The sequence below is a fragment of the Salinisphaera orenii subsp. orenii MK-B5 genome, assembly GCF_003788635.1.
GTDB lineage: Bacteria > Pseudomonadota > Gammaproteobacteria > Nevskiales > Salinisphaeraceae > Salinisphaera > Salinisphaera orenii.
The window spans coordinates 128544-146526 of sequence record NZ_AYKH01000041.1; the positions used below are offsets into that span (position 1 = coordinate 128544).

Here is a 17983-nt window from a genome sequence, read left to right on the forward strand (position 1 = left end):
CCGGCCATGAGCGATACCGACCAGGCCGAGCACGATCAGGCCCTGCGGGCGCAGGTCCGGGCCGCCGGGGCGCTGCTCGGCGACGTCCTGCGCGCCCAGGCCACCGACGGCGTGTTCGACACCGTGGAGACCCTGCGGCGCGGCTACATCGACCTGCGCGAGGCCGAGGATCCCGAGCGGCGCGCCGAGCTGCAGCGACTGGTGGAGTCGCTGCCGCCGGAGACCATGACCGAGGTCACCCGCGCCTTCGCGATCTACTTCAATCTGGCCAACCTGCTCGAGGAGCTGCACGCCCACCGCACGCGGCGGGCGCTGGCCGAGCGGGACAGTCCGCAGTGGGTCGGGTCGTTCAACCGCAGCATCGGCGCGCTGGCCGAGGCCGGGCTGGATCGCGAGGCGGTGCTCGAGCGGCTGGCGCCGCTGTCGTTCGTGCCGGTGTTCACCGCGCACCCGACCGAGGCCAAGCCGCGGGCGGTGCTGGACGCGCTGCGGCGTCTGTTCGAGTGGTTCCACGAGCTGTCCTTCGGTCAGCCGGACGACGCCCGCCGGGCCGCGATCGAAGAGCACATCCGCCAGAACATCCAGGTGCTCTGGAAGACCGAGGAGGTGCGCGGCTCGCGGCCGACGGTGGCCGACGAGATCCGCAACGGGCTGTACTACTTCCGCGCCTCGCTGTTCGAGGCGGTGCCGCGGATCTACCGCAATCTGGAGCGGGCCCTGGCCAACCACTACGGCGACGGCCCCGAGCCGCCGCCGGTGCTGACGTTCGGTTCCTGGATCGGCGGCGACCGCGACGGCAATCCGTACGTGACCGCGCGCGAGACCCGCTACGCCCTGCGCATGCAGGCGCGCGAGGTGCTGTCCGAGTATCTGCGCCGGATCGACACGCTGGCCAGCCGCCTGTCGTTCTCGGCGCGCTGGTGCACGCCCAGCGATGAATTCTGGCAACGGCTGGAGGCCGAGGAACGCCTGATCGCCGCACACACCGGCGCCCGCGCCGAGCGCTTCGCCGCCGAGCCCTATCGGCGCAAGCTCTATCTCATGCGCCAGCGCATCGCCGCGATGGTGGATCAGCTCCAGACCGAGCTGCGCCTGCGCGCCGAGCGCAGCGAACGCAGCGCGCTGGCCTATCCCGACGCGGCGGCGCTGCTCGACGAGATCCGGGTCATGCGCGAGTCGCTGATCGGCCACGGCGACCGCTCGATCGCGGACGATGGCATCAAGGATCTTCAGCGTCTGGTCGAGACCTTCGGCTTCCATCTCGCTCGGCTGGATCTGCGCGAGGAATCCACCCGCCACACCGAGTGCGTGGACGAGCTCCTGCGCGGGCTCGGTGTCGCCGACGATTACGCCGAGCGCGACGACGACGCGCGGGTGGCGCTGCTCACCGCCGAACTCGAGCGCGAGCGGGCGCCGCGCATCGACCGGGTGGACGTGTCCGGCCCGGTCTCGGACACGCTGGCCAGCCTCGCGGTGGTGCGCGAGTTCTCGCGCACGCTCGGCACGGACGTGTTCGGCAGCTACGTCATCTCCATGACCCACAGCGTGTCCGACGTGCTCGCCCTGCTGTGGCTGATGCGCGTGACCGGCGTCTACGAGCCCGGTCAGGAGACCCCGCCGCCCCTGGCGATCGCACCGCTGTTCGAGACCGTGGCCGATCTGGAACACATCGAGCCGGTGCTCGACGCGCTGCTCGCGCATCCGGCCTATCGCGATTTCCTCGCCGCGGGGACGCGCATGCGCCAGGAGGTCATGCTCGGCTACTCGGACTCCTGCAAGGACGGCGGCATCATGACCTCGCGCTGGCAGCTCTACCGCGCCCAGCAGCTGGCGGTCGCGGTCTGCGAGCGTCACGACGCCGATTGCGTGCTGTTCCACGGCCGCGGCGGCACCGTCGGCCGCGGCGGCGGGCCGACCCATCAGGCGATCGTCTCGCAGCCGCCGAACACGGTGCGCTCGCACATCAAGTTTACCGAGCAGGGCGAGATGATCTTCGCCAAGTACAGCAACAAGGAGACCGCGGTCCACGAATTGACGCTCGGCATCACCGGCACGCTCGAGGCCAGCGGGCCGCAGAACGCCGACGCCGATCATTCGGAGGTGGCAGGACAGCTCGCCGATGCCGGCGAGCGCCGTTACCGGGCACTCACCGAACGGACCGACGGCTTCTTCGACTACTTCCAGTCGGCCACGCCCACCGCCGAGATCAGCGCGCTGAACATCGGCTCGCGCCCGGGCTCGCGGCCGGCCTCCGGCACGCCCAGCAAGGACTCGATCCGGGCCATCTCCTGGGTGTTCGCCTGGGCGCAGTCGCGCCATACGCTGCCGGGCTGGCTCGGCATGGGCGCGGCGCTCTCGGAGTCGGGCGTGGACGTCGAGACGCTGCGCCGGCTCTATCGCGAATGGCCGTATTTCGCGACCATCGTTGACAGCGTGCAGATGTCGCTGGCCAAGGCCGACATGCGCATCGCCGCGACCTATGCCGCGCTGGCGGGACCGCATCAGCCGGTCTTCGACGCCATCCGGGCCGAGTACGAGCGCGCGGTCGACGGCGTGCTCGCGATCACGGGCGAAGCCGAGTTGCTGGACGACGACACCGTGCTCAAGCGCTCGCTCGACCGGCGGCGCCCGTATCTCGACCCGCTCAATCACATCCAGATCGTGGCGCTCAAGCGCTATCGCGAGGCCGGCGACCGCGTCTGGCTGGACCCGGTTCTGCGCTCGATCAACGCCATCGCGGCGGGCATGCGCAATACGGGCTGAGGCTTGGTGGAAGAAGCGATGCGACGAATCGGCTGAAACGGCGGAGTCGGCGCGCGCTCGCCGCGGCCCCGGGTGGGCTCGGCGGCAAGGCGCCGGCCGGCGCTGAGTCTGCGCTGAGTCGGCCCGGCGCGCGCTGTTATCCTTGGTCGCATCAATCGAACAGCAAGGATGTATTCATGGCCGCCAACGACATGCCGGAAATCCAGATCGACGCCGACAACATGTACCGGGAGGAGTCCTTCTCGGACCTGAAGGTCGGCAGCATCCGGAAACTGATCCCGGTCACCCGCGAGGGCGAGGACGACAGCTCGCGCGATGTCCGCTACGAGGGCTCGGCCAGCCTGATGACGCCGGCCGGCAACCTGCCGCTGTCCTTCGAACTCGAGGCGGACACCCTCTCGGGTGCGATCGACAAGTTCCCCGACGCCGTGAACGCCGCCGCCGAGCGTGCGATCGAGGAACTCAAGGAGATGCAGCGCCAGCAGAGCCAGCAGATCCAGGTGCCGGGCCAGGGCGGCTACGGTCAGGGTGGCGGCCAGGGCGGAGGCCAGATTCAGCTCTAACCGGTCAACGGGCCCGGCGACGGCGCCGGGCCGCCGATTCCCGGTTCGCCCGGGTCGAGGCGTCGCGCGGTGCTGCGTCGACAATGCCGGGCACTGTCCGGGACGCGGTCCGTCCGGCGCTCGGCCAGTCGCGTGATACGGCGGATGTCGGGCGACGGCGCCATGCGCCCATCCATCGCAGGCACGAATCGCGTGACGACCGTTCGCGCCGTGGGCGCGGGCGTTGCTCGGCCCGTCGATATGTCTGCGAACGCCGCGCCGGGCAGCGCACATCGTGTTCTTGGACGCGCGAGTCGTCCATCGTGGCGCGCCGTAATCGGGATTCTAATCGGGACTTGTGGCGGTGAAGAAGCCGCAGGGTGAATGGGTCGCAGGCGGCCCGATCCGTCGGGCCGAGTCCCATCGAGTCGATAACGTGCGGCGATCCTGCGTTGCCGTGCGCGGGCGCCGAGTAACGGTGTGACGCGCACTTGCGCCGCGTCTTGCTGTCAATCAGCGTTTGCCGCGGCTCGCATGACGCGTCGGCGTGCCTTGGTTGCTAGTTAGTCGGGCTCAGTAGTGCGGCGGCGGCCCGTCGTCGCCCTCGGGCCGCGCGCCAGCGTCGGCGAGTGCGGTCACGCGCGCTTCCAGCTCCCGGCAGCGTTCCTGCAGCGCCTCGATCTCGCGCGATTGGGCGTAGATCACGTCTCCGAGCCGCTCGATCGCCTGTTCCTGATAGGCCAGCCGGATCTCCAGCGACTCCTGTGTGTCGTCACTCATGTTTGGCCGCCCTCGATGAGGCCGAGTCGATCGGCAAGCTTGGCGCGCAGGGCGCTGATCTCGGTGCCCGCGTAATCCCGGTGCGTGGTCAGATGGCCCCAGACCGGTTTCGGCCAGCAGGGGTCGTCCTGATGGCGCGCGATGACGTGAATATGCATCTGGCGCACTTCGTTGCCGAGTGTGGCCACATTGAGCTTGTCGGCCCGGAAATGCGCCATGACCGCAGCCGACAGCGCCCGGATCTGGCCGCTGATGCGCGCGTGTTCGGCATCGTCCAGCGCGTGCCAGTCGACCGCCGCGGTCTCGGGTACCAGAATCAGCCAGCCCACGGCCGCGTTGCGGTTGAGCAGTACCGCCGCGTGGTCGATCCGGCCGAGGACGTGGCAGTCGCGCAGCAGGGTGTCGTCGATGGTCATCAGCGTCTCGCAGTCATGCGGCGCGTAGTGTAATGCACCGTCGGCGGCACGCGCCGCCGACGGGTTTCGCGCCCGCTCCAGAATGCGTGCGGTTTTAGGCGTGGTTGTGTCCGTTGCAAGCGCGGTGGCCGCGGCCTCGCACGCGGGGCCGTGCGTCGGTGCCGGTGTGGCTGGAACGACGTGAATGCCGCGCCGAGCCCGTGGATCGACCGGACCGCGGCGCCAGCGGCGCCGAGCGCAGAAAAACCGGCCGCAGCGGATGCTGCGGCCGGTTTGGTTCCAAGCGTCGCGATCGACTACTTGTCGAGCTTGTCGCGCATCTTGTCCTTGGCCTGGCCCACCTTGTCCTGGGCCTTGCCCTTGTTCTTCTGGGCCTTGCCTTCGGCCTCCTTCTCCTCGTCGCCGGTCAGCTTGCCGACGCCTTCCTTGATCGAGCCCTTGACCTTGTCGGCGGTGCCCGCCTTGCGATCTTCATCAACCATGTCGAATCTCCGTTGAGTGCGCGTCAGTCCGTCGTCGCTCGTGTATGGAGCGTACGGCCCGCGCGTAACATCCTGTATACACCGAAATTGCTCTGCCCTGCCATCGCAAGCCGACGGTAGCGCGTTAATTGCTGGCGCGCAATTCGGTTGAATGCGGTCAATCGCGGCGGTCACGTCGATGCTAAGACGGATCTGCAACGCCAGTACCACAAGTACGGCAGCGCCCGTTCTATCGCAGTCGAACGCCGCTCGCGATGCGGGCTCGCGGGACCCACAGGGGGCGGACGCAAAGGTCGCGCGCCGACCTTCCGTGCGATGCATAACCGATATCATCCGGGCCTGGCTGAGGCACGCTTCTGACACCCAGGGGTTTGCCCGCGGTCGCCGACGCGCGCGCTTCAATGGCCTGCCGAGCGTGGAATGCGTCAGTCGTCTGTGGTACTCACCACGTGCGCAAAGAGCAGGGATGGTGCCCGGGGCGAGACTCGAACTCGCACTCTGTTGCCAGAATCGGATTTTGAGTCCGACGCGTCTACCAGTTCCGCCACCCGGGCCGGTGTGCGTCGCGCAGTATACGCGGCCTGCCCGGGACGACCAATGATCGCTTTCAGTAGGTGTCGAGGATCGCTTCCATGTCGGTCTGGTAGGCGGTGACCGTCTGACGATAGGTCAGCGCGGGATTGTCGGCGGTACCGTTGATGATGAAGGCGAAAGCGCCGAAGCCGCCGTCGGCGAGACGGAAGTAGCCGGCCAGCGAGCGTACGGTGACCGGCTCGCTGAGGGTGCCGGTCTTGGCCGTCAGCCGGGTGAGCCAGTCGAAATTGCCCTGCTTGAGTGTGCGTGAGGGCGCGGACAGCGGCACCGGCAGGCTGCCGTAGAACGCCGGGAACAGTGCGTTCTGACGATACATATAGCCCAGCAGCGCCACGACGTCGCGCGCGGAGAGTTCGTTCGAGACCGCCAGGCCGCTGCCGCTGTCGAAGATCGGCCCGCGCCCACCGGCGTGATCCGGGTAGATCCGGCTCGTGGCGCGATCGGCCAGAGCCTCCAGCGACTGCGCCGCCAGCGGCAGCGTCAGCGGCCGGTTGTACTGGCTGTCCGCTGCCAGATCAAGAGTGAGCGTGTCGGCCATGTAGTTGTTGGAATAGGCCATCATCGGAATCAGTTGCTCGGCGAGCGTATCGCTGTCGATGCGGGCCAGCGGCTCGGCGTCGCGGCCGGCCTGTTCCTGCACACGCACGTCGCCGGCGACCTCGATCCCGGCGTCGGCGAGCATTGCCGCCAGCACGCGCGCGGTTTCGCCCGCCGGGCCGGTGACGGCGCGGTGTACTTCATACGGCCCCCCGCCGGCCGGCAGCTCGCCGCGCAGGTGCAGCGTGGAGCGTCCGTCGTCGTAGGTTCGCCATGCCTTCATGTGAGCCCGCGTATCCGGGCCGCCGGTGGTCACGCGATTGTCGATGTCGTAGCCGGACAGGCGGTCCGGATGGAGGACGACGCGCGTGGGCGCGTCGGCGCGGGACCCGGCGTAGACGCTGGCATGGACGGTGGCGAAGTTCACGCCGGCCGAGGACAGGGGGGCGCTGTAGGCGTGCCAGGCGCCGCTGCGGGCGTCGCAGCGGTCCTTGGTCAGGCACGGCACGCGGCCGAACAGGCTGTCGTCGATCACCAGGTCGCCGGCGACGCGGCGCACGCCCCGCCCCTGCAGACGGCCGATCAACGACCAGAGGCCGGCATTGTCCAGCGCCGGGTCGCCGCCGCCGACGAAGACGAGATCACCTTCGAGTACGCCCTCGGTCAGACTGGCCTCGCTGACGAAGCGGGTGCTGAAGCGGTGGTCGGGGCCGAACTGTTCCAGCGCCGCCGCGGCCGCATAGAGCTTGCTTACCGAAGCCGGCGTCAGGCGCCGATCCGGGTTGAGCCGGGCGATCGGCTGCATGTCGTCCAGGCGCACGACCAGCGCGCTGACGTCGGCCTGTTGAGACAGCGAGCGTAGCGAGGACAGTCTCTCCGCGGCCAGTCCCGCACTCACCGGCGCGAGCAGGCAGGCAACGGCGAGCAGTGCGACGACGCCTCGCCGGGCGACGCTTCGGGCAGTGGACATGGGGGCGCGCGGGCAGTGGGGCATCGGCCGCAGTGTATGTATCGGCCGTCGCGGACTCAATTGCTCTGCGTCGACGCCGGCGCCGGCCATGTCTAAACTGCGCGCCCATGCATCTCGAACCTCTGTGCCAATCCGGCGACGCGCGCCGGGCGCGCCTGCATCTGCCGCACGGCGTGGTGGATACGCCCGCATTCATGCCCGTGGGCACTTACGGTACGGTCAAGGGCATGACGCCGTCCGAGGTCGCCGAGCTCGGCGCCCAGATCGTGCTTGGCAACACCTATCACCTCATGCTGCGTCCGGGCACCGAAGTTATCGGCGAGCACGGCGGGCTGCACGATTTCATGGGCTGGCAGGGGCCGATACTCACCGACTCCGGCGGCTTCCAGGTCTGGAGCCTGGCCGGTATGCGCAAGCTCACCGAGGACGGCGTGGCCTTCCAGTCGCCGCTGGACGGGGCGCGCTGGTTTCTGTCGCCGGAGGACGCGGTGTCGGTCCAGCATGCGCTGAACTCCGATATCGTCATGTGTCTGGACGAATGCACCGACTATCCGGTCTCGCAGGCGGATGCCGCGGCCTCCATGCAGCGCTCCATGCGCTGGGCCGCGCGTTGTCGCGAGGCCCACGGTGACAGCGGCAATCTGTTGTTCGGCATCAATCAGGGCAGCGTCTACGCCGATCTGCGAGCCGAGTCCATGGCGGCGCTGGTTGATATCGGCTTCGACGGCTACGCGATCGGCGGCGTCTCGGTGGGCGAGGGCTGGGACGACAAGGCCGATGTCCTGGCCGGCGTGCTGCCGCTGGCGCCCCGCGACCGGCCGCGCTATCTGATGGGTGTCGGCACGCCCGCCGATCTGGTCGCCTCGGTCTACTTCGGCGTCGACATGTTCGACTGTGTGATGCCCACGCGCAACGCCCGCAACGGCTATCTTTTCACCAGCCGCGGCGTGGTCAAGATCAAGAACGCGGTGCACCGGCACGACACCGGGCCGCTGGATCCGGCCTGCGGCTGTCCGACGTGCCGGGGTTACAGCCGGGCGTATCTGCATCATCTGTACCGCTGTGGCGAGATCCTCGCCGCGCGGCTGCACACCTGGCACAACCTGTACTACTACCAGTCGCTCATGGCGCGCATCCGGACGGCGATCGAGGCCGACGACTATCCGCGCTTCATGGCCGATTTCTTCACCGGGCCCGAAGGCGCCGGCACGGCCCAGGCCGCCGGCTTCGGTCATAGCTAGGACCTATCAACGCACCACGTGAGTCCGCGCCAAGCGCTTCCCGAAAATGGGCTATGGGCGGCGGGACGAGGCGTCGTGCGGGCCGCGCAGTCACTCGGCGTCAGCGTGTGGCAACACGGGATTGCCGGACCGCGGAGTTTGGCCCTTCGGGGCGGGCCGCCCAGCAACAATCGACCAGGGGCGCGCGCCGCGGCGTTGCCAGTCTGGATCGTGACGCGCCATGATCGGCGACTCGCGCCTTGCCGCACACGATGTGCGGCCTCCAGCGCGGCGTTTGCATGAGGTGTTAACAGACCCTGGCGTAACGCAAGCGTGCGCCGGACACGGTGGAGGCTATGGCATACTACGCCGCCTGCCGGGCACGGCGCGCCGAGGCAGCGCCACGACAGCCAACGCAAAACCAAGGGGCACTCTATGGATTTTCTGATCTCTCCCGCCTATGCCCAGAGCGGTGCAGCGGGCGGGGGCATCATGCCGACGCTCATCATGGTCGGCCTGTTCTTCGTGTTCATGTACTTCATGATCATCCGGCCGCAGATGAAGCGCCAGAAGGAGCACAAGAAGCTGCTCGAAAGCCTGGAGAAGGGCAGCGAGGTGGTGACGTCCGGCGGTATCGCGGGACGCATTCGCCAGGTCGGCGAAAACTTTCTGGTGGTCGAGGTGTCCGAGGGCGTCGAGATCCGCATCCAGAAGAACGCCGTGACCAGCGTCGTGCCCAAGGGCACGCTGGAGTCGCTCTAGAGCACCGCCATTCCGGCCCGCGGCGCGCGCCGGACGGGCCCTCGATCGTCACCGGGCCGCTATGAATCGCTATCCGCTGTGGAAATACCTGTTGTTGCTGGCGGTGCTGGCCGCAGGCGTGCTCTACGCGCTGCCCAACGTCTTCGGCCAGCAACCCGCCGTTCAGGTCTCGCTGGAAAGCGGCGATGCACCGGATGCCCAGCTCGCGCAGCGCGTCGAACGCATTCTCGACAACGCCGGCATGGCGCCCCAGAGCGTCAACCTCGAGGAAGGGCGTCTGCTCGCGCTCTACCAAGGTACGGGAACGCAGCTCAAGGCTGCCGGCGAGCTCAAGCGCGAGCTCGGTGACGACTACGTCGTGGCGCTGAACCTGGCGCCGAGCACCCCGGAATGGCTGCGGGCGATCGGTGCCGAGCCGATGGCGCTGGGTCTGGATCTGCGCGGTGGCGTGCACTTCCTCATGGAAGTGGACATGGAGACGGTGTTCAACAACACCTATGATCGCTATGCGCGTGACGTGCCCCGCTTTCTGCGGGACGAGTCCATCCGCTACACCCGCGCCTCGCGCGACGGCGACGCCGTGCGCATCGAATTTCCCAGCGCCGAGGCGATGAACGAGGCCGAAGATGCGCTGGCGAGCCAGTTCGACGTGCTCGAGTTTAGCGAGGCGCCGGAGGCCGAGAATACGCTGGTGGGCACGCTCACCGAAACCGAAGCGCAGCGCATCAACGACTTCGCGCTGGAGCAGAATCTGACCACGCTGCGAAACCGCGTGAACGAGCTGGGCGTGGCGGAGCCGATCGTGCAGCGGCAGGGCGAGTCGCGCATCGTGGTCGAGCTGCCGGGCGTCCAGGATACGGCCGAGGCCAAGCGTCTGCTCGGCAAGACCGCGACGCTGGAATATCGCCTCGTGGCCCGCGGCCGGGACGCCCAGGCCGCCGAGCGCACCGGCAACGTCCCTGAGGGCACCGAGCTCTATCACACGCGCGACGGCCAGCCGATCCTGCTGCAGGAAGAGGTGATCGCCTCCGGCGACCAGCTCGTCGACGCCTCCTCGGGCATCGACCAGCAGTCCGGCAGCCCCGCGGTGTTCGTGACGCTGGACGGCCAGGCTGCCAGCAACATGTTCGACGTGACCTCGTCGCACGTCGGCGACCCGATGGCGGTCTTGTTCACCGAGAACAAGATCAACACCCGCTACGAGGACGGCGAGGAGATACGCGAGCGGGAGAAGATCGAGGAGGTCATCAGCGTCGCGACCATCAACGGCGTGTTCGGCAAGCGCTTCCAGACCACGGGCCTGGGCCGCAACGAGGCGCACGATCTGGCGCTGCTGCTGCGGGCCGGTGCGCTCGCGGCGCCCGTCAATATCGTCGAGGAGCGCACGATCGGTCCGAGCCTGGGCGCCGACAACATCGCCCAGGGCCGTAATGCGGTGATCGTGGGCTTTCTGCTCGTGATCGTGTTCATGGCGGTCTACTACCGCGGCTTCGGCCTGTTCGCCAATGCCGCGCTGATCATGAATCTGATTCTCGTGGTCGCACTGCTGTCGCTGCTCCAGGCCACGCTTACGTTGCCCGGCATTGCCGGCATCGTGCTGACCATCGGCATGGCAGTGGACGCCAACGTGCTGATCTTCGAGCGAATACGCGAGGAGCTGGATGGCGGCAACACGCCGCAGTCGGCGATCAAGTCCGGTTACGACAAGGCCTTTTCCTCGATCGCGGACGCCAACATCACCACGCTGATCGCGGCGGTGGTGCTGTTCGGCTTCGGCACCGGACCGGTCAAGGGCTTCGCGGTGACGCTGTCGCTCGGCATTCTCACGTCGATGTTCACGGCGATCGTGGGCACGCGTGCGATCGCCAATCTCGTGTACGGCCGCAAGCGCCGGCTCCAAAGCCTTTCGATATAGGTCGCCCTCGATGCGTCTGATCAAGCCCGATACCTCGATCGACTTCGTCGCCTACGCCAAGTACGCGCTCGTGCTTTCGGCGTTGCTGATTGTCGTCTCCATCGTGTCGTTCTCGATGGAGAAGCTCACTTTCGGCATCGACTTCACCGGCGGCGTGATCGTCGAGGTTGGTTATCCCGAAGCGGTGGAGCTGCAGAAAGTGCGCGACGCCCTGGCCGAGGGCGAGTTCCCCGACGCCACGGTCCAGCATTTCGGCACCTCGGACTCGGTCATGATCAGGCTGGCACCCGAGGAGGGGGCGGACAGCTCCGATGTCAGCACACGCGTGATGGACGCCCTCGACGTGGAAGATTCCGCCGCCGAATTGCGTCGCGTCGAGTTCGTCGGACCGCAGGTGGGCGACGAGCTCGTCAACAAGGGCGGTCTGGCCCTGCTCTACACCGTGATCGCGATCCTGATCTACGTCATCGTGCGCTTCCACTGGAAGCTCGCTGCCGGCGCGGTGGCCGCGCTGGTGCACGACATCACGATCACGCTCGGCGTGTTCTCGCTGTTCCATCTCGACTTTGACCTGACCGTGCTGGCCGCGCTGCTGGCGGTGCTGGGCTATTCGCTCAACGACACCATCGTCGTCTTCGATCGCATCCGCGAGAACTTCCGACGCATGCGCAAGGCCACGCCGATGGAGGTCGTCAATGCTTCGGTCAACCAGACGCTGGCGCGCACGTTGATGACCTCCGGCACCACGATCCTCACGCTGCTGGCGCTGTTCTTCCTCGGCGGCGAAGTGATCCACGGCTTCGCCACCGCACTGCTGATCGGCATCGTCATCGGTACGTTCTCGTCGATCTTCGTGGCCAGCGTGCTCGCGCTCAAGCTGGACGTGACCAGCCAGGATCTGTTCCCGCCCAGGGAAGAGGACGCCGAGAAGGCATCCCGCGTCACCCGCTAGCGTCGCGGCGAGGCCTCGACGCGGTCCAGGGGGCGATCTGCGGCGAGGACGAATCGGTCGCCGCGGCGACCGATCCCGCTCGAATCGGCTGTGGCGGCCGTGCGGATCGCGGGGCGATTTTCGCGACGGAAAGGATGCGATGCCCGGCGTTACGGTACACTCGCCGGCCGGGGTTCCAGCATATTCGGATCGCAGGCGGGTTTACCGCCGGGCGAGGGTGACGCGAGCGCGCCGCCCGCCGGCCGGTTCAGGCGCCGACGGCGGGCGGCGTCGAGTCGATGCCCGTGGCCGGCCCCATGACGCCAGCGGTCGGCTCAGCGCGACGGAGTCTTCGCGATACGGCCGGCGAGTACCGGATAGATCTTGGGATTGGCGGCCACCACGCTGCCGGTCTCGAGCGGATCGCCGTCGTGCGGATCGCCGGCGATGCCGCCGGCGGCGCGCACCATGAGGATGCCGGCCGCCATGTCCCAGGGCGCCAGGCCCATCTCCCAGAAGCCGTCGAGACGGCCGGCGGCGACATAGGCCAGATCGAGCGCGGCCGAGCCGGCGCGGCGCACATCCGAGCTGGCCGAGACCAGGCGGTTGAACAGCGGCAGATGCGTGGCGACATCCATCTGCTTGCGATAGGCAAAGCCCGTGGCCAGCAGCGCCTGACGCATGTGCAGGGTGCGCGAGACGCGGATGCGCCGCCCGTCCAGGGAGGCGCCGGCTCCGCGATCGGCCGTGAACAGCTCGTCCTTGACCGGGTCGTAGATCACCGCGTGCTCGATCACGCCGTTGACCCGGGCCGCGATGGAGACACAGAAATGCGGAAAGCCGCGCATGAAGTTGGCGGTGCCGTCGATCGGGTCGATGATCCACACCGTGTCGGCCTCGCCCTGCTCGCCGGACTCCTCGGCGAGAAAGGCGTGCTGCGGGTAGACGCGGCGGATCGTGTCGATGATCGTGGCCTCGGCGTAGTGATCGGCCTCGGTCACGTAGTCGTTGTGGCCCTTGCGGGAGATCTCGCCGGTCTCGCCGCGCCGGTAGTAGGACAGAATGACGTCGCCCGCGCGGCGGGCCGCGGTCACGGCGATGTTGGTCAACGGTTGCATGGAACGGATCCTGCTGCGCCGGATGGGCTGGAAAAGCGCGCTAGCGTACCATTTGCGCCCGGTGATGGGCGCTTAGGGAGCCGCGATGAAGGACGATGAGCCGGCCACGGCGGGCATGCCGCAGGCCGACGTGATGGCCCGCCTGCGGGTGGTGCTCGTGGGGCCCCAGCATCCGGGCAACATCGGCGCCGCGGCGCGGGCGATGAAGGTGATGGGGCTGTCCGACCTCGTGCTGGTCGCCCCGGAGCGCTATCCGGACGCCGAGGCCACGGCGCGCGCCTCCGGCGCGGACGATGTGCTGGCCGGCGCGCGCGTCGTCGACACGCTGGAGGCCGCCATCGGCGACTGCGTGCTGGCGATCGGCACCAGTGCGCGCGCGCGCCGCACCAGTTGGCCGCTGGCCGACCCGCGCACCGCCGCCGAACGGGCGGTGGCCGCCGCGGCGCGCCAGCCGGTGGCGCTGGTCTTCGGCCGCGAGCGCAGCGGACTCACCAACGCCGAGCTCGATCGCTGCCAGCTGCATCTGCAGGTGCCGACCAACCCCGAATACGCCTCGCTCAATCTCGCCGCCGCGGTGCAGCTCGTGGCCTACGAGCTGCGCGTGGCCGCCGGGGCCCGCGTGGCCGCCGGGGAGGCGCCGCGCGAGCCGGTGACCGCGGCCGACATGGAAGGGCTCTACGGCCACTGGCAGGCGGTTCTCGAGGCCAGCGGTTTCATCAACCACGAGCACCCGCACATGCTCATGCGCCGGCTGCGGCGGCTGTTCAACCGGGCCGCGCCGGACCGCATCGAGCTCAACATCCTGCGCGGCGCGCTGCGGTCGCTGGATCCGCGGCGGCGCGGCGATGACTGACGCCGCCGCTTGATTGCGGCGCCGGCGCCCCGAGATACGCCGGATAACAACCACCGCGACGGCGCCCCGCGGCCCCGATGCTCTGCTACATTGGCGCAAACGGTCGGCCGCGGCGACAGCGAGAGGACAAGCCCATGATTGGCCGCATGCGCGAAGACGTGCAGACCATATTCGAGCGCGATCCGGCGGCGCGCAGCATCTGGGAGGTGGTGTTCGCCTATCCCGGGCTGCACGCGGTCTGGTGGCACTACCTCGCCCACTGGTGCTGGACCCATCGCCTGAAATGGCTGGGCCGTTTCGTCTCCCACATCTCGCGCTGGGTCACCGGCATCGAGATCCATCCGGGCGCGACGATCGGCCGGCGGTTCTTCATCGATCACGGTTTCGGCGTGACCATCGGCGAGACCACCGTGATCGGCGACGACTGCACCGTCTACCAGGGCGTGACCCTGGGCGGGACCAGCTGGAACCCCGGCAAGCGCCACCCCACGCTGGAGAACGACGTCATCGTCGGTGCCGGCGCCAAGGTGCTCGGCCCGTTCACGGTCGGGCGCGGCGCGCGCATCGGCTCGAACGCGGTGGTCGTCAAGGAAGTGCCGCCCGGCTGCACGGCGGTCGGCGTACCGGCGAAGCTGGTCAAGTGCAAGGACGCCACGCCCGAGGACCGGCGCAAGGAGACCGCCGACCGGATCGGCTTCGAGATGTATGGTGTCACCCAGGACATGCCCGACCCGGTCGCGCGCGGCATCGATGCGATGCTGGATCACATCGACGCGCTCGAACGTCGCCAGGACCAGCTCGAATCGCTGACCGAGCGCCTGTCGGCGCGGCTCGACGAGCGCACGACCGACACCGAGACCGACAAGGCCTGACCGGCCGTCCACGGTCGGCGGGCCGGGATTGCACAGCCCGATGACGATCTATTTCGATCACAACGCGACCACGCCGCTGCACCCGGAGGTCTTCGAGGCCATGCGGCCGTGGTTGACCGAGCGACACGCCAACGCCTCGTCGCTGCACCGCGGCGGACGCGAGGCCCGTGCCGCGGTCGACCACGCCCGCGCCCAGGTGGCAGCGCTGGCCGGGGCGCAGCCCGATCAGGTGGTGTTCACTGGCGGCGGCACGGAGGCCGATAACCTCGCGGTGCAGGGCATCGCCGGTCTGCGCGGCGACGCGGCCCTGGTGATCTCGCCGGTCGAGCATCCCGCGGTCACCGAGGCCGCCGAGGCGCGCGCGGCCCGCGGCGCGCGCCTGGAGCGGGTGGCGGTCGACGGCGAAGGTCGGGTCGATCTCGCCGACCTGGAGCGGCGGCTCGCCGGAGGTGATGTGGCGCTCGTCTCGATCATGGCCGCCAACAACGAGACCGGCGTGATCCAGGACGTGCGCGCGATCGCCCGCCTCGCCCGCGCCGCCGGGGCCTGGTTCCATACCGATGCGGTGCAGGCCATCGGCAAGCACGGCTTCGATTTCGCCGCCAGCGGGGCGCACGCGGCGAGCCTGTCCTCGCACAAGATTCAGGGCCCGAAGGGCGTCGGCGCGCTGCTGGTCGACAAGCAGCTCGATATCGACGCCGTCACGCGCGGCGGCGGCCACGAGCAGGGCCTGCGTTCGGGTAGTTACAACGTCGCCGGCATCGTCGGCTTCGGCGCCGCCGCCGAGCGGCTGGCTGCCGCCCGTGACGCCGAGATCGCCCACATGCGTGCGCTGCGCGACGAGCTGGAGCTCGGGCTGGACGCGCTGTCGGGCATCACGCGGTTCTCCACCGGCGCCGAGCGGTTGTCCAACACCTGTCAGTTCGCGGTGGCCGGCTACGACGGCGAGGGGCTGCTCATGCTCCTGGACCGCGAGGATATCGCCGTCTCCTCCGGCTCGGCCTGTGCCGCCGGCAGCGGTGAACCGAGCCCGGTGCTGCTGGCTATGGGCGTGGACCCGGCGGTGGCCCAGGGCGCGATCCGCGTGAGCCTCGGCCCGGACAACAGCCGCGAGGAGGTCCAGCGCTTTCTGCTCGTGCTCGGCCGGCTGGCCGGCGGTGTCGGCGGCGCCGCCATGCCGGGCAGCATCAGCGCCTCGGTCCTTGGATGAGCGCGCCCGCGGCGATCTATCTCGATCACGCCGCCACGGCGCCGCTGGCGCCCGGCGTGGGCTCCGCGATGTGGCGGGTGCTGGACGGCGCGGACGCCAACCCGTCCTCGGCGCATGCGCCGGGCCGGGCGGCCGCCGCCGCGATCGACGCTGCGGCCGAGGCGCTCGCGGCGCTGATCGGGGCGCCGCCCGAGGCGCTGGTCTGGACCTCGGGCGCGACCGAGTCGATCAATCTCGCGCTCAAGGGCGCCGTCGGTTTCGCCGGCGGCGGCCATGTCGTGAGCGTGGTCACCGAGCATCACGCCACGCTCGACACCCTCGACGTGCTCGAGCGCGGCGGCACGCGCGTCACCCGGCTGGGCGTGGACGGCGAAGGGCGCATCGATCTCGAGGCCCTGGACGCGGCGATCGCGGACGAGGCCACGCTCGTGTCGGTCATGCATGTGAACAACGAGACCGGGGTGATCCAGGACATTCCGGCGATCGGCGCCCTGTGTGCGGCCCGCGGGGTGCCGCTGCACGTCGATGCGGCCCAGAGTCTGGGCCGCGAGCGCATCGATGTCGCGGCCATGAACATCGCACTACTGTCGATGTCCGCCCACAAGATCGGCGGTCCGAAGGGCATCGGCGCGCTCTATGTGCGCCGCCGACCGCGTCTTGGGCTGGCCGCGCAGATCCATGGCGGCGGCCAGCAGGGCGGGCTGCGCTCCGGCACGCTGGCCGGTCATCAGATCGCCGGCTTCGGCGCGGCCGCCGACCATGCGCGGGCGGTGCGCGAGGCCGAGCAGCCGCGCCTGGCCGCGCTGCGCGACCGGCTGGCGCAGCGGCTCTCGGCCATCGACGGGGTCACGCGCAACGGCAGCGGCGCGCATGTGGCCGCGCCGTTTCTCAACGTCAGCGTGGCCGGTGTTCACGGCGACGCCCTGCTGACCGGGCTCACCGAGGGCGTGCCCGCGCTGGCTGTGGCCTCGGGGGCCGCCTGCAGCGCCGCCAAGGGCCAGTCGTCGTACGTTCTCCGGGCCATGGGGCGTAGCCCGCGCGAGGCCGGTGCGAGCGTGCGCTTCTCGCTCGGCGCGGCCACGGACGTGGCGGCCGTCGACGCGGCGGCCGCCCGGTTTGCCGAGGAGGTGGCCCGCCTGCGCGCGCTGGCATCGGCGGCATGAGATCGACGGCCACGCCCGCCGAGGCGCCGTGGCTGGGGCGTTTTCTGCGCCCGCGACACGCGGCGTGCGAATGTGACATCATTCAATGGAAAGGTTCGGGCGAGGCGGACACGCCGGCCGCCGACGCGCATTGCCGGCTGTTCGTGGACGCCGCCGAGGGCGTCATTGCGTCGGCGGCGTTTGCGGCCTTCGGTCCGCCGGTCGTCATCGCCTGCGCCGACTGGGTCTGCGAATGGCTGAGCGGGCGAACGATTGACGCAGCGCGTAGTCTGACGGTAAGGGAATTCGAACAGGCGCTGGTGCTGGCGCCGCACGAGCGATACGCCGGCCTGCTGGTGCTCGACGCACTGACCGGTGCGCTCCGGGATGTCTGAGACGCTGCTGGCGATGCCGGCAGCCGCCCGTCGCGCCGGCGTGGGCCGGCTGGATCAGGCGCTTCCTAATCTGGGATCATGGACGTTATGAGTGAAGCAACAGTCGAAACCGAGGATCTGACGCTGACGCCGGCCGCGGCCGAGCGCATCAAGCATCAGCTCGCCCAGCGCGGCAGCGGTGTGGGGCTTCGCCTGGGTGTGCGCAAGTCCGGGTGCTCCGGCTATATGTACACCATGGACTACGCCGACGAGGTGGGCGCGAGCGACGATGTCTTCGAGGGCTTCGGCGCCAAGGTGGTGGTCGACCGCAAGCATATGGACGTGCTGCGGGGCACCGTCGTGGACTTCCGGGCCGAGGGCCTCAACCGCATGTTCCGCTTCGATAATCCGCGTGCGGTCAACGCCTGCGGCTGCGGCGAGTCGTTCACGGTGTAACGCCGGCCCCGGCGGTCGGCGCAACGCGCCCTGACACGGCCGCCGC

17 protein-coding genes and 1 tRNA gene are annotated in these 17983 nt (G+C 69.2%); 12 read left to right on the plus strand and 6 right to left on the minus strand.

Translation table 11 applies throughout. The features are described 5' to 3' along the window. Positions 1 to 6: 6 nt before the first annotated feature. Complete coding sequence (gene ppc, locus SAOR_RS14460; RefSeq protein ID WP_185015710.1) at positions 7 to 2763, plus strand: phosphoenolpyruvate carboxylase; 2757 nt, start codon at positions 7 to 9, stop codon at positions 2761 to 2763. 176 nt (positions 2764 to 2939) lie between these two features. Continuing rightward, the gene (locus SAOR_RS14465) at positions 2940 to 3326 is read left to right on the plus strand and encodes a hypothetical protein (protein WP_123632049.1); all 387 of its coding nucleotides are present in this window, start codon (positions 2940 to 2942) and stop codon (positions 3324 to 3326) included. A gap of 552 nt (positions 3327 to 3878) precedes the next feature. Here the strand turns inward: SAOR_RS14465 and SAOR_RS14470 are convergent. The 5 genes from SAOR_RS14470 to dacB all read right to left on the minus strand — a co-directional run bounded on the left by SAOR_RS14470 (position 3879) and on the right by dacB (position 7084). Continuing rightward, complete coding sequence (locus SAOR_RS14470; RefSeq protein ID WP_123632050.1) at positions 3879 to 4085, minus strand: SlyX family protein; 207 nt, start codon at positions 4083 to 4085, stop codon at positions 3879 to 3881. Further along, on the minus strand, positions 4082 to 4501 hold the full coding sequence (locus SAOR_RS14475) for an HIT family protein (protein WP_123632051.1): 420 nt from the start codon (positions 4499 to 4501) through the stop codon (positions 4082 to 4084). Before SAOR_RS14475 ends, SAOR_RS14470 begins: the two co-directional genes overlap by 4 nt. Before the next feature lie 296 nt (positions 4502 to 4797). Beyond that, positions 4798 to 4983 carry a CsbD family protein gene (locus tag SAOR_RS14480; protein ID WP_123632052.1) on the minus strand — a complete coding sequence of 62 codons (186 nt, stop codon included), beginning with the start codon at positions 4981 to 4983 and terminating at the stop codon, positions 4798 to 4800. Positions 4984 to 5450: 467 nt separating this feature from the next. Continuing rightward, positions 5451 to 5537, minus strand: a tRNA-Leu gene (locus tag SAOR_RS14485). Positions 5538 to 5590: 53 nt separating this feature from the next. After that, entirely contained in the window at positions 5591 to 7084 is a 1494-nt protein-coding gene (gene dacB, locus SAOR_RS14490) for a D-alanyl-D-alanine carboxypeptidase/D-alanyl-D-alanine endopeptidase (protein ID WP_185015711.1), read from the minus strand. Positions 7085 to 7191: 107 nt separating this feature from the next. Between dacB and tgt the strand changes: the two genes are divergently transcribed. From tgt to secF, 4 genes are all read left to right on the plus strand, one after another. Then, positions 7192 to 8325: a tRNA guanosine(34) transglycosylase Tgt gene (gene tgt, locus SAOR_RS14495; protein ID WP_123590062.1), complete on the plus strand. Its 1134-nt coding sequence runs from the start codon at positions 7192 to 7194 to the stop codon at positions 8323 to 8325. A gap of 414 nt (positions 8326 to 8739) precedes the next feature. Next, positions 8740 to 9066 (plus strand): preprotein translocase subunit YajC, encoded by a 327-nt coding sequence (gene yajC / locus SAOR_RS14500; RefSeq protein WP_123590061.1) that lies wholly within the window; start codon positions 8740 to 8742, stop codon positions 9064 to 9066. 61 nt (positions 9067 to 9127) lie between these two features. After that, a complete protein-coding gene (secD, locus tag SAOR_RS14505) occupies positions 9128 to 10981 on the plus strand; it encodes a protein translocase subunit SecD (protein WP_123590060.1) in 1854 nt (617 codons plus the stop codon). 10 nt (positions 10982 to 10991) lie between these two features. Then, a complete protein-coding gene (secF, locus tag SAOR_RS14510; RefSeq protein ID WP_123632054.1) occupies positions 10992 to 11933 on the plus strand; it encodes a protein translocase subunit SecF in 942 nt (313 codons plus the stop codon). A gap of 314 nt (positions 11934 to 12247) precedes the next feature. Here the strand turns inward: secF and SAOR_RS14515 are convergent, their stop codons facing one another. After that, positions 12248 to 13030, minus strand: coding sequence for an inositol monophosphatase family protein (locus SAOR_RS14515; protein ID WP_123632055.1), 783 nt, complete (start codon positions 13028 to 13030; stop codon positions 12248 to 12250). Positions 13031 to 13160: 130 nt separating this feature from the next. Here SAOR_RS14515 and SAOR_RS14520 point away from each other — a divergent pair, with 130 nt between their 5' ends. From SAOR_RS14520 to SAOR_RS14545, 6 genes are all read left to right on the plus strand, one after another. Then, positions 13161 to 13883 carry a TrmJ/YjtD family RNA methyltransferase gene (locus tag SAOR_RS14520; protein WP_185015713.1) on the plus strand — a complete coding sequence of 241 codons (723 nt, stop codon included), beginning with the start codon at positions 13161 to 13163 and terminating at the stop codon, positions 13881 to 13883. 134 nt (positions 13884 to 14017) lie between these two features. After that, complete coding sequence (gene cysE / locus SAOR_RS14525; protein WP_123632057.1) at positions 14018 to 14755, plus strand: serine O-acetyltransferase; 738 nt, start codon at positions 14018 to 14020, stop codon at positions 14753 to 14755. Between the two features lie 40 nt (positions 14756 to 14795). Then, on the plus strand, positions 14796 to 15965 hold the full coding sequence (locus SAOR_RS14530; RefSeq protein WP_123632058.1) for a cysteine desulfurase family protein: 1170 nt from the start codon (positions 14796 to 14798) through the stop codon (positions 15963 to 15965). Next, positions 15962 to 17128, plus strand: coding sequence for a cysteine desulfurase family protein (locus SAOR_RS14535; protein ID WP_123632059.1), 1167 nt, complete (start codon positions 15962 to 15964; stop codon positions 17126 to 17128). Before SAOR_RS14530 ends, SAOR_RS14535 begins: the two co-directional genes overlap by 4 nt. Then, complete coding sequence (locus tag SAOR_RS14540) at positions 17125 to 17502, plus strand: iron-sulfur cluster assembly scaffold protein (protein WP_123632060.1); 378 nt, start codon at positions 17125 to 17127, stop codon at positions 17500 to 17502. Before SAOR_RS14535 ends, SAOR_RS14540 begins: the two co-directional genes overlap by 4 nt. Before the next feature lie 87 nt (positions 17503 to 17589). Then, positions 17590 to 17937 carry a HesB/IscA family protein gene (locus tag SAOR_RS14545; protein ID WP_123590052.1) on the plus strand — a complete coding sequence of 116 codons (348 nt, stop codon included), beginning with the start codon at positions 17590 to 17592 and terminating at the stop codon, positions 17935 to 17937. The last annotated feature ends 46 nt before the right edge of the window (positions 17938 to 17983 follow it).